The sequence below is a fragment of the Kitasatospora sp. NPDC054795 genome (assembly GCF_053611565.1).
In genome coordinates this window covers 1-15,003 of the sequence record NZ_JBSHAP010000101.1, presented here as the reverse complement: position 1 = coordinate 15,003, position 15,003 = coordinate 1, and the positions used below count along the sequence as shown (strand labels likewise).

Below are 15,003 nucleotides of genomic sequence, written 5' to 3'. Positions count from 1 at the left end.
CGCCCGGCGTCGCCCGCCGGTGTTGCTCGGTCGCCCCGGCCCGGCGGGTCCCACCACCTGCCGGGCCGGGGCCGTCTTACAAGGCGCGGCGCGCGGCGGCAATCCGGTCGGGATCCCAGCCGGGCCGGGGGACGGACTCCAGCAGCAGCCGGGTGTAGGCGTGCTGCGGGGAGTCCAGGACGTGGGCGGTGGGGCCGGATTCGACGATCCGTCCGTGGCGCATGACGACGACCTCGTCGGTCACGCAGCGGACGACGCCGAGGTCGTGGGTGATGAACAGGTAGCCGATGCCGGTCTGTTCGCGGATGTCGGCGAGCAGGTTCAGCACCTGCGCCTGCACGGACACGTCCAGGGCGGCGACCGCCTCGTCCAGCACCAGGACGGCCGGCTGGACGGCCAGTGCCCGGGCGATGGCGACGCGTTGGCGCTGGCCGCCGGAGAGCTGCCGGGGCAGCGCGTCGGCCGCCCGGGTGCCGAGGCCGACCTGGTCGAGGAGCTCCCGGATCCGGGCCTCGTGGTCGGTGCCGGGGAAGTGCAGCCGCAGGGTCTCGCGGAGCGCGGCCTCGACGCTGGTGCGCGGGTCCAGGGAGAGGTACGGGTCCTGGAAGACCATCTGGACCTCGCGGGCGCGGGCCAGCCGCTCGGCCCTCCCCCGCACCCGGCCGCCGCGGGCCCGGCCCCGGACGGCGACCCGCCCCTCGTCGGCCTGTTCGAGGCCGACGACGATCCTGGCGGTGGTGGTCTTGCCGGAGCCCGACTCGCCCACGATGCCGAGCGATCCGCCGGCGGCGAGGGTGAAGGAGACGTCGTCCACCGCCCGTACGGTGCCGAAGGTCCGGCACAGTCCGGTGACCTCCAGTACGGCCTCAGGCATCGGCGCGGCTCCCTTCGAGCGGGTGGTGGCAGGCGACCGGGAGCGCCACGGGGGTCTCCTCGCGGCACCGGGAGGTCGCGTACCGGCACCGCGCGGCGAACGCGCATCCGGTCAACTCCTGGCGCAGGTCCGGCGGTTGTCCGTCGATCGCGGCGAGGCGGCGGCTGTCGGACTCCACCCCCGGGGTGGAGGCCAGCAGCGCGGCGGTGTAGGGGTGGCGGGGCCTCTCGAAGAGCGCTCCGGCGGGGCCCGTCTCGGCGATCCGCCCGGCGTACATGACGTAGACGCGGTCGCTGATGGCGGCGGCGAGGCCGAGGTCGTGGGTGACGAACAGCAGGCCCGTGCCGAAGCGTCGGCGCAGCTCCCCGAGGAGCGCGATGACCTCGGCCTGGCTGGTGACGTCGAGCGCGGTGGTGGGCTCGTCGGCGAGCAGCAGGACCGGGTCGCCCATCAGCGCGGCGGCGATCATGACGCGTTGGAGCATGCCGCCGGACAGCTGCCCGGGGTGGCGGTGCAGCAGTTCCGGGCCGAGGCCGACGGCGTCGAGCAGTTCGGCGGCGCGCCGGTCGGCGTCCTCCCGGCCCATGGCGCCGGTGAGGCGGACGCTCTCGGTGAGGAAGTCGCCGACGCGGCGCAGCGGGTTGATGGCCGCCCGGGGGTCCTGGAAGATCATGGCGGCCCGGCCGGTGCGCAGGGCGCGCAGCCGGTCGGGGCCCATGGTCAGGACGTCCTCCCCGTCGACCAGGACGCTGCCCTCGGCGGTGGCGCCGGGCGGCAGCAGGCCGAGGGCGCTGCGGGAGGTGAGGCTCTTGCCGGAGCCGGACTCGCCGACCAGGGCGACGGTCTCCCCCGGGCCCACGGTGAGGTCGACCCCGTCGAGGACGGGTCGGGCGGTGCCGGGCAGGCGGAGCCGCAGGCCCCGGACGTCGAGGGCGTTCACACGCTGCTCCGGGTCGTGGCTGCTGCGGTTCATGGGGTCCTCCGGGCGACGCGGTCGGCCCAGCGCTCGCCGACGACGTTGAAGGCGACGACGGTGAGCACGATGAGGACGCACGGCAGGATCGCGGAGAGCGGGTAGCCGTGCTGGATCGCGGTCTGGCCGTCGAAGACCATCCGCCCCCAGTCGGGGGTGAGCGCGGGGACGCCGAGCCCGAGGAAGGAGAGGCCCGCGAGATCCATCAGGGCGTAGCCGAAGTTGATCGTGGACTGGGCGAGCACGATCGGGGCGATGTTGGGCAGGACGTGCCGCAGGCAGATCTGCAGGGTGGAGTGGCCCTGGACCTGGTAGGCGCTGACGTAGGGGCGGGACCGTTCGGCGAGGACGAGCGAGCGGGTGAGCCGGGAGACGTACGGCAGGTAGGCGACCGCCAGGGCGACGACGGGGGCGAGCAGGCCCTCCCCGTACACCGAGACGATCAGGATGGCGAGCAGCATGCCGGGGAAGGCGAAGACGAGTTCGGTGCTGCGGGAGAGGACGGAGTCGAGCCAGCCGCCCCGCCAGCCCGCGGCCAGGCCGACGGCCACGCCCGCGACGGTGGAGAAGGCGACCACGCCGAGCGGGCCGAGCAGGGAGGTGCGGGCTCCGAGCAGGAGCCGGGAGAGGGTGTCGCGGCCGGCGGTGTCGACGCCGAGCAGGTGGTCGGGCGAGGGGCCGGCCAGGGCGTTGCCGAGGTCGACGGCGTTGGGGTCGTCCGGTGCGATCCAGGGGGCGAGCAAGGCGGCGAGCACCACCAGGGCGACGATGCCCAGGCAGGCCAGGTGGAGCGGGGCGCGGGCGGCCTTGAGGCGGCCGAGACCGGGCCGGCGGGCGAGGGCGACACTCATGCGTCGGACCTCCTCGTGCCGAGGGCGACCCGGGGGTCGACCAGCGGGTGGAGCAGGTCGACGACCAGGTTCACGGTCATGAACAGGGCGACGACGAGCAGGGAGATGGCCTGGACGGTCGGGAAGTCCTTGGTGGTGGTGGACAGTTCGAGGAGCTGGCCGATGCCGCCGACGCTGAAGGCCGACTCCACCAGGATCGTGCAGACCAGCAGGGTGGAGACGATCAGGCCGCCGGTGGTCAGCACGGTGCCCAGCGAGTTGCGGAACACGTGGCGGCGGATCACCTCGCGTTCGGGCACGCCCCGGCTGCGGGCGACGGTGACGTGCTCGCCCTCCAGGGCGTCCAGCATCGCCGAGCGGGTGACCCGGGCGAGCATCCCGATCAGGTACAGCGCGAGGGCGACCGCGGGCAGGGTGAGGTGCCACAGCAGGTCGGCGAAGCCATCGCCGGTGCCGCTGGTGGGGAACCAGCCCAGCTTGACCGCGAACAGGCCCTGCAGCAGGACGGCCGCGACGAAGGAGGGGGTGCCGACGGCGAGCGTGGTGGAGAGCAGGATCGCCGAGTCGGTCGCGCCGCCGCGCACCGCGCCGATCCAGCCGAGCGCCAGGCCGATGACGACGACCACCACCAGGGCCATGGCCACCAGCGTCAGGGTCGCCGGCAGCCGGTCGGCGAGCAGCGTGGAGACGTCGGTGCGGTAGGTGATGGAGCGCCCGAAGTCCCCCTGCAGCACCTGGCCGAGCCAGCGGAAGTACCGGACCAGGAACGGGTCGTCGAGGTGGTACTGGTCGTTGATCGCCTGCAGGGCGGCCGGCGAGGCCGACCGGCCCGACAGGAGGAAACTCGCCGGGTTGCCCGGCGCCAGGTACATCGCGCCGAAGACGACGAAGGAGGCGCCGAGCAGGGTCGCGGCCATCTCCGCCAGTCGCCGGGCGGCGAATCTCAGGAAGTTCACCGGGCGGCCCCCACGTCGGCGGCCCACGGGTAGTACATGTACGCGATGGTGGTGGGGGCGCCGGTGATGCGCTTGTTGAGGAAGACGGCGGTCGGCCACTCGGCGACCGGGATCCAGAGCAGCTGCTGGGAGGCGGTCTGCTGGAGCTTCGCCTCGATCGCGCCGCGCCTGGCCGGGTCGTACTCGGCGGTGGCCTGGTCGACGAGGTCGTCGTAGGCCTTGTCGCTGTACCCGGCGAAGTTCTGGTAGGCGCCGGTCCGGAAGTTGACGAGCAGGTCGAGCGGGTCGGTGATGGAGTCGTAGTACGTCTCCGGGAACAGGTCGATGCCCTCGCGCGCCTTGGGGTCGGTGAACAGCGCGGTGAAGGCGTTCGGGGCGATCGTCCTCAGCTGGACGTCCAGCCCGATCCTCGCCCCGGCGGCCTGGACGGCGGTGGCGAGCAGGGAGACGTCCTGGCCGATGGTGCTGGTGGCCATGACGATCGTCCGGCCGCTCGCGCCGGCCTCCTTGACCAGGGCCTTGGCCTTGTCGATGTCCTGTGCCGTGGGGGTGAGGCCGTCGAAGGCCGTCCTGCGGACGTCGTCGGGGGCCGCGCCCCAGGCCGCCCTGGTGGTGAGGGAGCCGGTGACGGTGCCGGCGCCGGAGAGGCCGGCCTTGACGAAGCCGGAGCGGTCGAGGGCCAGGGACAGGGCCTGGCGGACGCGCAGGTCGCCGAGCGGGCCGTGCATGCTGGTGACGTTGACGTTGACGGTGCTCAGGCCCTCGCCGAAGTAGAGCGTGCCCGGGCCGTCCTTCTTCAGCCGGTCGTAGCTCTCGGTGGGGATCAGGTAGCCGCCGTCGACGTCTCCGGTGAGCATCGCGTTGGTGCGGGCGGACGCGTCGGTGAGGAAGCTGAAGACGACCTTCCCGGACTTGGCCCTGGTGCCCCAGTAGCCGTCGAAGCGCTGGAGTTCGATCGACTGGCCCTTGGCCCAACTGCCCAGCTTGAAGGGGCCGGTGCAGTCGAGGCCGCCGCTGGTGCCGTAGTCCTTGCCGGCCGCCTCCACCCCGGCCCTGGCGGCGACCACGCCGGCGGCCGTCGCCATGTACTGGGGGAACTGGGAGTCGGGCTGCTTGAGCTTGACGGTGACCTGGAGCGGGCCGGTCGCGGTGACGGAGTCGACGTTCTGGAACACCTGCGCCCAGGCGGAGGCGTTGTCCGGGTTGGTCTGCCGGCCGAGGCTGTACACGACGTCGTCGGCGGTCATCACCGTGCCGTCGTGGAAGTGCACGCCGGCCCGCAGGTCGTAGACCCAGGTGGTCGGGTCGGGGCTGGACGCCTTCTCGGCCAGGCCGGGGGCCAGGGTGAGCTGGGGCGTCCAGCGCATCAGGCTCTCGCAGACGTTGGCGAGCACGGTGTTCTGCGGGTAGTCGAAGGCCTGGACGTAGTCCAGGGTGGGCGGTTCGGCGTAGGTGGCCCAGGTGAAGGAGTCGAGCTCGCCCTTGGCCGGCGGGGTGTCGGCGGAGAGCTGTACGGCCGACCCGCCGGCGCCGCGGGGCGGGCCGGAGCAGGCGGCGGCCAGGGCCGCGGCCGAGAGCAGGGCGGTGGCGAGGACGAGTCGCCGCCGGGCCGCGGTGCGTCTCGCGGGCGCGGTGGGAGTCATGAGGGTTTTCTCCGTTCGCTGGCGACGGTCAGGCGCGAGCAGCCGCGGACGGCGTGGCGGTGGTCTGCGTGGCATCGGCCTGCGTGGCGGCCGGGATCTGCTGGGTGATGCAGTGGACGCCGCCGCCGCCGTAGGCGATCACCCGGGCGCGCACGCCGACGACCTTGCGGTCCGGGTAGGCGGCGGCCAGCACGGCCAGCGCCGCCGCGTCCTCGGGGTGGTCGGCGACCGGCACCACGACGCCGCCGTTGGCGAGGTAGAAGTTCAGGTAGCCGACCTCCACCTCCCGGCCGTCGACCTCGACGAAGGCGGCCTGCGGCAGGTCGACGATCTCGAAGGGCCGGCCCTGGGCGTCCGTGGAGTGCTCCAGCACGGCGCGGTTGGCCCGCATCCGCACGTAGTCCGGGTGGCCGGGATCGGCCGGGAGCTGCACCACGACCTTGCCGGGGGCGACGAAGGCGCAGACGCCGTCGACGTGCCCGTCGGTCTCCGTGTCCAGCGCCCCGCCGTAGGGCAGCCAGACGATCGTGGTGACGCCGAGCCGGGCCTTCAGCTCGGCCTCGATCTCCTGCCGGGTCATCTCCGGGTTGCGGTTGGGGTGGAGCAGGCACTGCTCGGTGGTGATCAGCGTGCCCTCGCCGTCGACGGTGATCGCGCCGCCTTCGAGGATCATCTCGGAGCGGATCGCCGGGGTGCCGAGGTGCTCCAGCAGCAGGCCGCTGATCCGGTCGTCGGCGTCCCAGGGGCTGTGCTTGCGGCCCCAGGCGTTGAAGCGGAAGTCCACGCCGGCCCGGCGGCCTTCACCGTCAAGGACGAAGATCGGCGCGGAGTCGCGGAACCAGGAGTCGTCGGTGGGGAGTTCGACGACGGTGATGCCGGTGCCGGTGCCTGTGCCCGTGCCGCAGTGGGCGCGGGCCTCGTCGCCGTGGCCGGGCGGGGCCACCATGGTGACCGGTTCGAATTCCGCGATGGCACGGGCGACCGCCGCGTACTCGCGCTTCACCTCGGCCAGGGTGTCGCCCCACAGGTCCGGGCGGACGGGCCAGGCCATCAGGCAGCCCTCGTGCTCGGTCCACTCCGCGGGCATTCGGTACGTCACGGGAAACCTCTTCTGGTCGGCCCCGGCCCGGCCCGGCGCGTTCGGGGCGCGGGCCGGTCGAGGGGAGGGTGGTGGGAGCGGAAGGTCCCCGGCGGCCCGCCTCCGTGGGGTACCGGACGGGCCGCCAGGGGGTCTCAGAGCGCCGGCGGGGCGGCCGGCTGGGACTGGGTGGCGCAGTGGATGCCGCCACCGCCGGAGGCGATGGTGTCGATGTTCAGCTGGACGACGTCGCGGTCCGGGAACTCGGCCCGCAGGATCGCGCGGGCCCGGGCGTCGGCGTCGGCGTCGCCGAACTGGGGGACGAACACCGCGCCGTTGGCGACGTAGAAGTTGGTGTAGCTGGACAGGAAGTCCTTGCCGCGGCCGCGGATCCGGGCGCGGTCCGGGCCGGGGAGTTCCACGACGGTCAGCGGGCGGCCCTGGGCGTCGGTCGCGGTCCGCAGGACCTGCTTGGCCTGCTCGTAGACGTCGATCCAGATCCGGTCGGTGCCGGGGCCGGGCCGGTCGAGGAGCACCCGGCCGGGCCCGGTGAAGCGCGCCAGGCAGTCGATGTGGTAGTCCGTGATGTCCTGGCCCGCGAGACCGGCCAGCCAGATCACCTTGTCCATCCCGAGCGACGCCTTCAGGGCTTGTTCGACCTGGTCCTGGGACATTCCGGGGTTGCGGTTGGGGTTCACCAGCGAGCTGACGGTGGCCAGCAGGGTGCCCTGGCCGTCCGTCTCCAGGGCGCCGCCCTCGCCGACGAAGGGGGCCCGGACGCGGTCGACGCCGTACTCGGCGAGGAGGGCGGCCGCGACCGCGGCGTCCTCGGTGCAGCGCTGGTAGTAGGGGGTGCCGGTCTTGCCCCAGCCGTTGAAGTTGGTGTCGACGCCGGCGACGGTTCCCGGTGCGACCACGAAGGTCGGGCCGAAGTCGCGGATCCACAGGTCGTCGTTGGAGATCTCGACCACGGTGATCGCGTGGTAGGCGCCGGGGCCGCAGTAGTAGCGCGCGTCGGCCGCCTGGCCGGGCCGGGCGACCACGACGACGGGCTCGTAGCGGGAGATCTCGTACGCGACGCGGGCGATGTCGTCGCGGACCGCCGAGAGCTGGGTCCGCCAGATCGAGGAAAGGGCCGGCCAGGCCATGAAGGTGCGGTCGTGCCGGTCGCTCTCGGCGGGCATCCGCAGCCTCGTGGTGCCGCCCGCCGCGGCCGGGGCGAGAGCGTCCGCCGCGGCGGGGGCACCTGGCGGGCCGGCGGTCGCGGCCCGGGCGGTGGCCGGAAGGGCCGTCCCCAGGGCGATCAGGGGTACGGCGGCGGCGCCCAGCCGGAGCAGGCCGCGTCGTGAGGGCGTGGGGGTGTGCATGGCGCTCCCTGGATGACGTGGGAGGTGGGGGGTTGCCCCGCATCCTCTACCGTACTGAAAATTCAGTCAAGCTTTTGATGCAGGACTCCTCGAAAACCCTGAAACGATCATCAGGCAGCTGGCTCGACCAGCCGAGGAGCACATAGAGTGGGCGCCCATGTCGGACCGTCGGACAGAAATACTCAAGGCCGCCACCAGGGTCATCGCCCGGCGCGGCGTACGCGGACTACGGGTGGGCGAGCTGGCGAGCGAAGCCGGGGTGTCCACCTCGTTGATCTACTACCACTTCACCGACCGGGCCGGCCTGCTGCGCCGGACGCTCGACTTCATCAGCGACCGCGCCGACCACTACACCGCCGAACCGGACCCGGTACCCCGGACCGAGGACCCCCGCGCCGACCTGGAACAGGTGCTGCTCCTGGAGCTCCAGGACAGCGTCGAAGTACAGGAGAACAGCACCGCCTGGGGCGAGTTGAGAGCCACCGCGGTCTTCGACCCGGAGCTTCGCGAGGACCTCGCACGAACCACCCACACCTGGGTGCACGATGTCGCCGAACTGCTCGCCCGGGCCGATCCGGGCGGTACCGCACCGGCGCACGCGGCGGCCGCCGAGCGGCTGACCGCACTCGTCGAGGGCCTGAGCGTGCGCTGGCTCAGCGGCTCGCTGCCGGTCGAGCACGCCCGCCGCCTGCTGAGCGGGGCGATCGAGGCGGAGCTGGGAGACCCCCGGCGAGCTGCCGGGGGCGACGGGGACGCCGGAGGCGGCGGGGACCCCGGGCGGGCCGCCGGCGACGGATTCGGCCAATCCTGACGGAACCTCTAAACTCTGCGAGGCCGTGCCCGCCGCACGCCGCTTCCGCGGCCGTCGGGCCCCGCGCGCCCGAGTCCCCGACCCCGACGCCACCGTCCGCGGACGCCCCCGACCGCGGACGTCCCGACCGCCGAGAGAGGCAGCCCGCATGTCCGCTGACCGATCCCCTTTCGCCCTCCAGCCGGTCTTCCAGGAGCTGACCCCGGACGACCCGCGCGAGGTCGGCGGCTACCGGCTGTACGCGCGGCTCGGGGCCGGCGGCATGGGCCGGGTCTACCTCTCGTACACCCCCGGCGGGCGGCCGGTCGCACTCAAGGTGGTGCGGCCCGAACTGGCCGAGGACCCGGAGTTCCGCGCCCGGTTCGCCCAGGAGGTGGCCAGCGCCAGACGCATCCACGGACTGTTCACCGCCCAGCTCGTGGACGCCGGCGTGGAAGCCGCCCCGCCGTGGCTGGCCACCACGTACGTGCCGGGCCCGTCCCTGCAGCAGGTGGTCCGGCGCTTCGGCCCGCTCCCCGAACGGACCGTCCTGCTGCTGATCGCCGGCATCGCCGAGGCACTGCAGGCGATCCACGCCACCGGGGTGGTGCACCGCGACCTGAAACCGGGCAACGTGCTGATCGCCCCGGACGGCCCCCGGGTGATCGACTTCGGCATCGCCCGGGCCGCCGACGCCACCGCGCTCACCGGCACCGGGCTGCGCATCGGCTCGCCCGCCTACATGGCGCCCGAACAGGCGATGGGCCGGCCCGCGACCCCGGCCACCGACGTGTACGCCCTCGGCGCCCTCGCCGTCCACGTCGCCGGCGGCAACCCGCCCTTCGGCGACGGACCGGACCCGTCGACGCTCTACCGGACCGTCCACGAGGAGCCGGACCTCACCCCGGTCCCGGCGGGCCTGCGCGAGCTGCTGCGGCACTGCCTCGCCAAGCGGCCCGAGGACCGGCCGACCACCGCCGAGGTGATCGCCGCCGCCCGGAGCCACCCGGCGGTCGGCGGGCACCTCAGGTTCGGCGACGACTGGCTGCCGCACCATCTGACCAGCCAGATGACCCGGCACGCCGAGTTGCCGCAGGCGCCGGCCGAGGCCGAGCGGGGTGATGCCGGCGAGCGCGGCGGTATCGGCGATCCGGGCGACCGGACGGACGGGCCGGGCTGGGCCTCGGCCCGTACGGTCCTCGCCCCGGTGGCCGTCCCGACCCCCACCGTCGTCGCGTCCGGGCCGGTGCCGGAGCCCGCTGCGGCCTCCGGGCCGGTGCCGGAGCTCTCGGCGTCCGGCTCTGTCCCAGTGCCCTCGGCCGGGGGCGGCCCGGCGAGGCGCGCCCGGGCCGGAGGAGGCCGCAGACGGGCCCTCGGACGAACGGCGCTGACCGCCGCCGTGGCCCTGACCGTCGGCGCCGCGGCGGCGGTGTTCCTGCTCGACGACCCGGACCAGGTGGAGGCCGCCGCCGAGGAGGCCCCGGTGTCCGGCACCGCCGCGCCGGTCACCCCGGCCCCGCCCGGCCCGTCGGCCCCCACTGCTTCCCCGTCCCCCACCCGGTCGGCCCCGACCGCGCCGACCGCTTCCGCACCGCCGCCCGTCACCGACTACGCCGCCGTCTACCGCGGGGTCGAGCTGACCTCGGCCGACTCCTCCTACGAGTTCGACCTCGCCACCGGGACCGTCGTCCCGGTGGACAGCGCGATCTGGTACGTCGGCCGCGGCGACGGCGAGTTCCTCGTCCCGGAGGCCGCCGACACCTTCATCGGCCGGGACGCCGGCCTGGGCGTCGCCGACTGCCTCAAGGGGCTCGGCTCCCGGCCGGCCGGGCGGGTGCCGTTCGGCGCCCTCGGACCGCGCGGCGCCTTCTGCGTCCGGTCCGCGGACGGCCGGGACCTCGCCGTGGTCCGGGTGCTGTCGACCGCCGGCGCGGACGGGCCGGTCAGGGTGTCCCTGGACCAGTACCGCCGCAACGGCTGAGAGCCGCCGCCCCCGCACCGACCGGTGGGGAACGGCGGCTCTCGGACGTCCCGGGCGGCGCGCGGCCGACGGGACGGTCAGGGGTGCCGGGCCGGCTCGGCCGGACCGCCGCCGCCGGCGGAGGGCGCGGTGCCTGACGGGCCGCCGCCGGACGGGGTCCCGCCGGACGGGCCACCGCCCGCCGAGGCACCGCCGGGCGGGGCCGCCTCCTCCCGCAGGGCCGCCGTCTCGGACTTCAGGATCCGCATCGACTTCCCCAGTCCGCGCGCCATGTCGGGCAGCTTCTTGGAGCCGAACAGCAGCACCAGCACGGCCACCGTCACCAGCACGTGCCAGGGCTCCAGACCATTGCGCAGCATCGCCGCCTCACCCGGCCTTTCATCGTCGTGACCGGGCCGTCCGTTCGGCGGCCCGGTCGTCTCGGGGTGGTTTGGGTGACTTCACCGTAAAGCTTGACTGATTTTTCAGTCAATGCAAGAGTTCAGTCTCGGTGATGCCGGACGACCCCGTCCACCGGGACGACCTCGTCCACCGCCCAACCGGCGCCGCGCGACCGCTCCCCCGGAGCCCGCCCCTCCCGCCGAACCGGAACCCCCAGCCCCACCGGAGTCCAGCGTGTCCCAGTCCTCCCTCGCCCGCCGCACGGTACTGCGCTCGCTCGCCGGCGCCGGCGCGATCGCCCTCGGTGCGACCGCCTGCGCCGCCTCCGGCGACGACCCTGCCGACTCCGCGGCCCCGACGGCCTCCGGCACCCCCGGCCAGGCGCCGACGCAAGCGCCCGCACAGCCCCCCGCGTCCACCCCGGCTCCGGCCCGCGGACGCCGGCTCGGCGGCGAGTGGGAGAAGCACGAGCGGACCTTCATGGCCTGGCCCGCCTCCGAGAACGTCTGGGGCGAGCAGCTCGGGGCCGTCCGCCGGGACATCGCCTCGGTGGCCAGGGCCATCGGCGAGCGCGAACCGGTGGTCCTGCTCGTCCGCCCCGGCCAGGAGGCCTCGGCCCGCAACGCCTGCGGCTCGGACGTCGAGCTGCTCTCCGTCCCCGTGGACGACCTGTGGGCCCGCGACACCGTCCCGGTCTTCGTGGAGGAGGGCGGAAAGGTCCAGGGCGTCGACTTCAACTTCAGCGGCTGGGGCGGCAAGCAGGAGCACACCAACGACGGCCGGATCGCCCGCACCGTCCTGGAGAAGTACGGGATCGAGCGGATCGAGACGCCGGTCACCGCCGAGGGCGGCTCCTTCGAGACCGACGGCGAGGGCACGCTGCTGGTCACCGAGAGCTCCGTGGTCAACGAGAACCGCAACCCGGGCCGCACCCGCGACCAGATCGAGGCGGAACTCAAGCGGGCGCTGGGCCTCACCAAGCTGATCTGGCTGGCGGGCGTCAAGGGCAAGGACATCACCGACGCCCACGTCGACTGCCTCGCCCGCTACGCCGCCCCCGGGGTCGTCCTGCTGGACCGGGCCTTCCCCGGCACCCCGCCGGACGTCTGGTCCCGCTCCGCCGACCAGGCCCGCGCCGTCCTCGCCGAGGCCACCGACGCCGCCGGCCGGAAGCTCAAGGTGATCGAGATCGGCCAGCCCGACCCGGACAGGATCACCGGCCGGGGCGACGCCTTCGTCTCCTCGTACATGAACTTCTACATCGGCAACAAGGGCGTCTACCTGCCGAAGTTCGGCGACGCCAAGGCCGACGGCCACGCCCAGGAGGTCTTCAGGGACCAGTTCCCGGGCCGCGAGATCGTCCCCCTGCCGATCGACACCATCGCGGGCGGCGGGGGCGGCATCCACTGCGCCACCCACGACCAGCCCGCCGGCTGACCCCGCCGTCCCGCACCGTCCCGCACCGAGGGAGAACGGAACCCCTGTGCAGCTGACCCCCACCGAACGCGACCGGCTGCTGATCTTCACGGCCGCCGAGCTCGCCCGCGCCCGCCGCGCCCGCGGCCTGCGGCTCAACGTCCCCGAGGCCGTGGCGCTCATCTCGGACACCGTCTGCGAGGCCGCCCGCGACGGCCTCCGGCTGGCCGAGGCCGTCCGGCGGGGACGCTCCGTCCTCGCCGCCGCCGATGTGCTGCCCGGCGTCCCCGACCTGGTCACCGAGATCCAGGTCGAGGCCGTCTTCGAGGACGGCACCCGGCTCGCCGTCATCGCCGACCCGTTCGGCGGCGGCACCCTCGGCGCGGCCGCGCCGGGCGCCGTCCTCCACCACGGCGACACCCCCGACTGCGGCACGGACCACGGCGCCGATTGCGGCGCCGACGGCGACCCCGGCGGCGGCACGGGCGGCCACGGCCACGGCCACGGCCACCACGACAGCCGCACCGCGCCCGGGCCGGAGGCCGTGCGCACCCTCGCCGTGCGCAACACCGCGGACGTGCCGATCTCGGTCACCTCGCACTTCCACTTCTTCGAGGTCAACCCGCGGCTCGCCTTCGACCGCGCCGCCGCCTACGGCACCCACCTCGCGGTACCGGCCGGCTCCTCGGTGCGCTTCGACCCCGGCGCCACCGTCGAGGTCGGCCTGGTGCCGATCGGCGGCGAGCGCGTCGCGATCGGTTTCGCGGGGCTCGTGGACGGCCCGCTGGACTCGCCACGGGCACGGCAGGAGGCCCTGCGCCGGGCGGCCGAGCAGGGCTACCTCGGAGCAGTCGACGACGGGCAGGAGAACCAGCCGTGAGCAGCAGCATCGAAGCGTCCGAGTACACCGCCGTGCACGGCCCGCGCGCCGGGGACCGGGTCCGGCTCGGCGACAGCGGTCTGGTCGTCCGGGTCGAGTCCGACTCCCAGCGGCCGGGTGACGAGTTCCTCGTCGGCTTCGGCAAGACCGCCCGCGACGGCCTGCACCTCAAGGCCGCCGCCGTCCGGGACACCTGCGACCTCGTCATCAGCAACGTGCTGGTGATCGACGCGATCCAGGGCATCCGCAAGACCTCGATCGGCATCCGGGAGGGCCGGATCGCCTCCATCGGGCGGGCCGGCAACCCGGACACCCTGGACGGCGTGGACGTGGTCGTCGGCACCGGGACGGCCATCGTCTCCGGCGAGGGCCTGATCGCCACCGCCGGCGCCATCGACACCCACGTCCATCTGATGTCCCCGCGGATCATGGAGGCCTCGCTGGCCTCCGGTGTCACCACCATCATCGGCCAGGAGTTCGGCCCCGCCTGGGGCGTCGGCGTCAACTCGCCCTGGGCGCTGCGCCACGCCTTCAACTCCTTCGACGCCTGGCCCGTCAACATCGGCTTCCTGGGCCGCGGTTCGTCCTCCCACCCCGCCCCGCTCGTCGAAGCCCTCGCCGAGGGCGGGGCCTGCGGCTTCAAGGTGCACGAGGACATGGGCGCGCACACCCGCGCCCTGGACACCGCACTGTCCGTCGCCGAGGCCCATGACGTCCAAGTAGCCCTGCACACCGACGGGTTGAACGAGTGCCTGTCGGTCGAGGACACCCTGAGCGTCCTCGACGGGCGGACCATCCACGCCTTCCACATCGAGGGCTGCGGCGGCGGACACGTCCCCAACGTGCTCAAGATGGCCGGCGTGCCGAACGTCATCGGCTCCTCCACCAACCCCACCCTCCCCTTCGGGCGGGACGCGGTGGCCGAGCACTACGGCATGATCGTCTCCGTCCACGGGCTCAAGACCGACCTGCCCGGCGACGCCGCGATGGCCCGCGACCGCATCCGGGCCGGCACCATGGGCGCCGAGGACGTCCTGCACGACCTCGGGGCCATCGGCATCACCTCCTCCGACGCCCAGGGCATGGGCCGGGCCGGCGAGACGGTGCGCCGCACCTTCGCCGTGGCCGGCAAGATGAAGGCCGAGCGCGGCCCGCTGGAGGGCGACGGCCCGGACGACGACAACGAGCGCGTGCTGCGCTACATCGCCAAGCTCACCGTCAACCCGGCCATCGCCCACGGCCTCTCCCACGAGGTCGGCTCCATCGAGATCGGCAAGCTCGCCGACATCGTGCTGTGGCAGCCGGCCTCCTTCGGCGCCAAGCCGCAGCTGGTCCTCAAGGCGGGCTTTCCCGCCTACGGCGTCACCGGCGACCCCAACGCCGCCACCGACACCTGCCAACCGCTCGTCCTGGGACCCCTGTTCGGCGCTCACGGCGCCACTCCGGCCGACCTCTCCGTCGCCTTCACCAGCCGCGCCGCCGCCGAATCCGGCACCCGGGACCGCCCCTACGACACCATGACCACCCGGCGCCGTCGCGTCGCCGTCCGCCACACCCGCGGGATCGGCCCGCGCGACATGGTCCGCAACACCCGTCTCGGCGAGGTCCTCGTCGACTCGCGCGAGGGTCTCGTCACCCTCGACGGCACACCGCTGCGGTCCTCCCCCGCCGAGGAAGTCCCGCTGAACCGGCTCTACTTCCTCTGAGCCACCCGCACTCCGCCCGCACTCCGCCGGCCTCCGCCGGCCTCCGCCGGGCAGCCGCCCGGCGTCCGAAGAGGGCCCGCACAGCGCCGCCCCGGGCACCCACGTGC

General features: G+C 74.1%; 13 protein-coding genes. 5 read left to right on the top strand and 8 right to left on the bottom strand.

Going from position 1 to position 15,003, the window contains the following annotated elements; all coding sequences use genetic code 11:
- Window positions 1-76: 76 nt before the first annotated feature.
- From ACWGJO_RS29995 to ACWGJO_RS29965, 7 genes are all read right to left on the bottom strand, one after another.
- Window positions 77-874, bottom strand: coding sequence for an ABC transporter ATP-binding protein (locus ACWGJO_RS29995; protein ID WP_452188478.1), 798 nt, complete (start codon window positions 872-874; stop codon window positions 77-79).
- Window positions 867-1,847 carry an ABC transporter ATP-binding protein gene (locus tag ACWGJO_RS29990; RefSeq protein WP_452188476.1) on the bottom strand — a complete coding sequence of 327 codons (981 nt, stop codon included), beginning with the start codon at window positions 1,845-1,847 and terminating at the stop codon, window positions 867-869. Before ACWGJO_RS29990 ends, ACWGJO_RS29995 begins: the two co-directional genes overlap by 8 nt.
- The gene (locus tag ACWGJO_RS29985; RefSeq protein ID WP_359898980.1) at window positions 1,844-2,698 is read right to left on the bottom strand and encodes an ABC transporter permease; all 855 of its coding nucleotides are present in this window, start codon (window positions 2,696-2,698) and stop codon (window positions 1,844-1,846) included. The genes ACWGJO_RS29990 and ACWGJO_RS29985 overlap by 4 nt, the downstream gene beginning before the upstream one ends.
- Window positions 2,695-3,654, bottom strand: a complete 960-nt coding sequence (locus ACWGJO_RS29980; RefSeq protein WP_359898978.1) for an ABC transporter permease — start codon at window positions 3,652-3,654, stop codon at window positions 2,695-2,697. The genes ACWGJO_RS29985 and ACWGJO_RS29980 overlap by 4 nt, the downstream gene beginning before the upstream one ends.
- Window positions 3,651-5,297 (bottom strand): ABC transporter substrate-binding protein, encoded by a 1,647-nt coding sequence (locus ACWGJO_RS29975; protein WP_452188473.1) that lies wholly within the window; start codon window positions 5,295-5,297, stop codon window positions 3,651-3,653. The genes ACWGJO_RS29980 and ACWGJO_RS29975 overlap by 4 nt, the downstream gene beginning before the upstream one ends.
- Window positions 5,298-5,325: 28 nt before the next feature.
- Window positions 5,326-6,396, bottom strand: coding sequence for an agmatine deiminase family protein (locus tag ACWGJO_RS29970; protein WP_452188471.1), 1,071 nt, complete (start codon window positions 6,394-6,396; stop codon window positions 5,326-5,328).
- 134 nt (window positions 6,397-6,530) lie between these two features.
- A complete protein-coding gene (locus ACWGJO_RS29965; protein WP_452188470.1) occupies window positions 6,531-7,742 on the bottom strand; it encodes an agmatine deiminase family protein in 1,212 nt (403 codons plus the stop codon).
- A gap of 157 nt (window positions 7,743-7,899) precedes the next feature.
- On the opposite strand from ACWGJO_RS29965, the gene ACWGJO_RS29960 reads away from it, so the two are divergent.
- On the top strand, window positions 7,900-8,553 hold the full coding sequence (locus tag ACWGJO_RS29960) for a TetR/AcrR family transcriptional regulator (protein ID WP_452188468.1): 654 nt from the start codon (window positions 7,900-7,902) through the stop codon (window positions 8,551-8,553).
- Between the two features lie 148 nt (window positions 8,554-8,701).
- Window positions 8,702-10,513, top strand: a complete 1,812-nt coding sequence (locus ACWGJO_RS29955; RefSeq protein WP_452188466.1) for a protein kinase domain-containing protein — start codon at window positions 8,702-8,704, stop codon at window positions 10,511-10,513.
- Between the two features lie 77 nt (window positions 10,514-10,590).
- Here the strand turns inward: ACWGJO_RS29955 and tatA are convergent, their stop codons facing one another.
- On the bottom strand, window positions 10,591-10,872 hold the full coding sequence (tatA, locus tag ACWGJO_RS29950; protein WP_452188464.1) for a Sec-independent protein translocase subunit TatA: 282 nt from the start codon (window positions 10,870-10,872) through the stop codon (window positions 10,591-10,593).
- Window positions 10,873-11,128: 256 nt separating this feature from the next.
- On the opposite strand from tatA, the gene ACWGJO_RS29945 reads away from it, so the two are divergent.
- From ACWGJO_RS29945 to ACWGJO_RS29935, 3 genes are read left to right on the top strand one after another with little or no spacing between them, the layout of a single operon-like run.
- Window positions 11,129-12,331, top strand: a complete 1,203-nt coding sequence (locus ACWGJO_RS29945; RefSeq protein WP_452188462.1) for an agmatine deiminase family protein — start codon at window positions 11,129-11,131, stop codon at window positions 12,329-12,331.
- 46 nt (window positions 12,332-12,377) lie between these two features.
- A complete protein-coding gene (gene ureA, locus ACWGJO_RS29940) occupies window positions 12,378-13,190 on the top strand; it encodes an urease subunit gamma (protein WP_452188460.1) in 813 nt (270 codons plus the stop codon).
- Window positions 13,187-14,896, top strand: a complete 1,710-nt coding sequence (locus ACWGJO_RS29935; protein WP_387690049.1) for an urease subunit alpha — start codon at window positions 13,187-13,189, stop codon at window positions 14,894-14,896. Before ureA ends, ACWGJO_RS29935 begins: the two co-directional genes overlap by 4 nt.
- Window positions 14,897-15,003: the final 107 nt, after the last annotated feature.

Bases quoted from the DNA above. Each gene is read 5' to 3' on its own strand.
- ACWGJO_RS29995 (WP_452188478.1), bottom strand. From the start codon at position 874: ATGCCTGAGGCCGTACTGGAGGTCACCGGACTGTGCCGGACCTTCGGC.
- ACWGJO_RS29990 (WP_452188476.1), bottom strand. From the start codon at position 1,847: ATGAACCGCAGCAGCCACGACCCGGAGCAGCGTGTGAACGCCCTCGAC.
- ACWGJO_RS29985 (WP_359898980.1), bottom strand. From the start codon at position 2,698: ATGAGTGTCGCCCTCGCCCGCCGGCCCGGTCTCGGCCGCCTCAAGGCC.
- ACWGJO_RS29975 (WP_452188473.1), bottom strand. From the start codon at position 5,297: ATGACTCCCACCGCGCCCGCGAGACGCACCGCGGCCCGGCGGCGACTC.
- ACWGJO_RS29965 (WP_452188470.1), bottom strand. From the start codon at position 7,742: ATGCACACCCCCACGCCCTCACGACGCGGCCTGCTCCGGCTGGGCGCC.
- ACWGJO_RS29960 (WP_452188468.1), top strand. From the start codon at position 7,900: ATGTCGGACCGTCGGACAGAAATACTCAAGGCCGCCACCAGGGTCATC.
- ACWGJO_RS29955 (WP_452188466.1), top strand. From the start codon at position 8,702: ATGTCCGCTGACCGATCCCCTTTCGCCCTCCAGCCGGTCTTCCAGGAG.
- tatA (WP_452188464.1), bottom strand. From the start codon at position 10,872: ATGCTGCGCAATGGTCTGGAGCCCTGGCACGTGCTGGTGACGGTGGCC.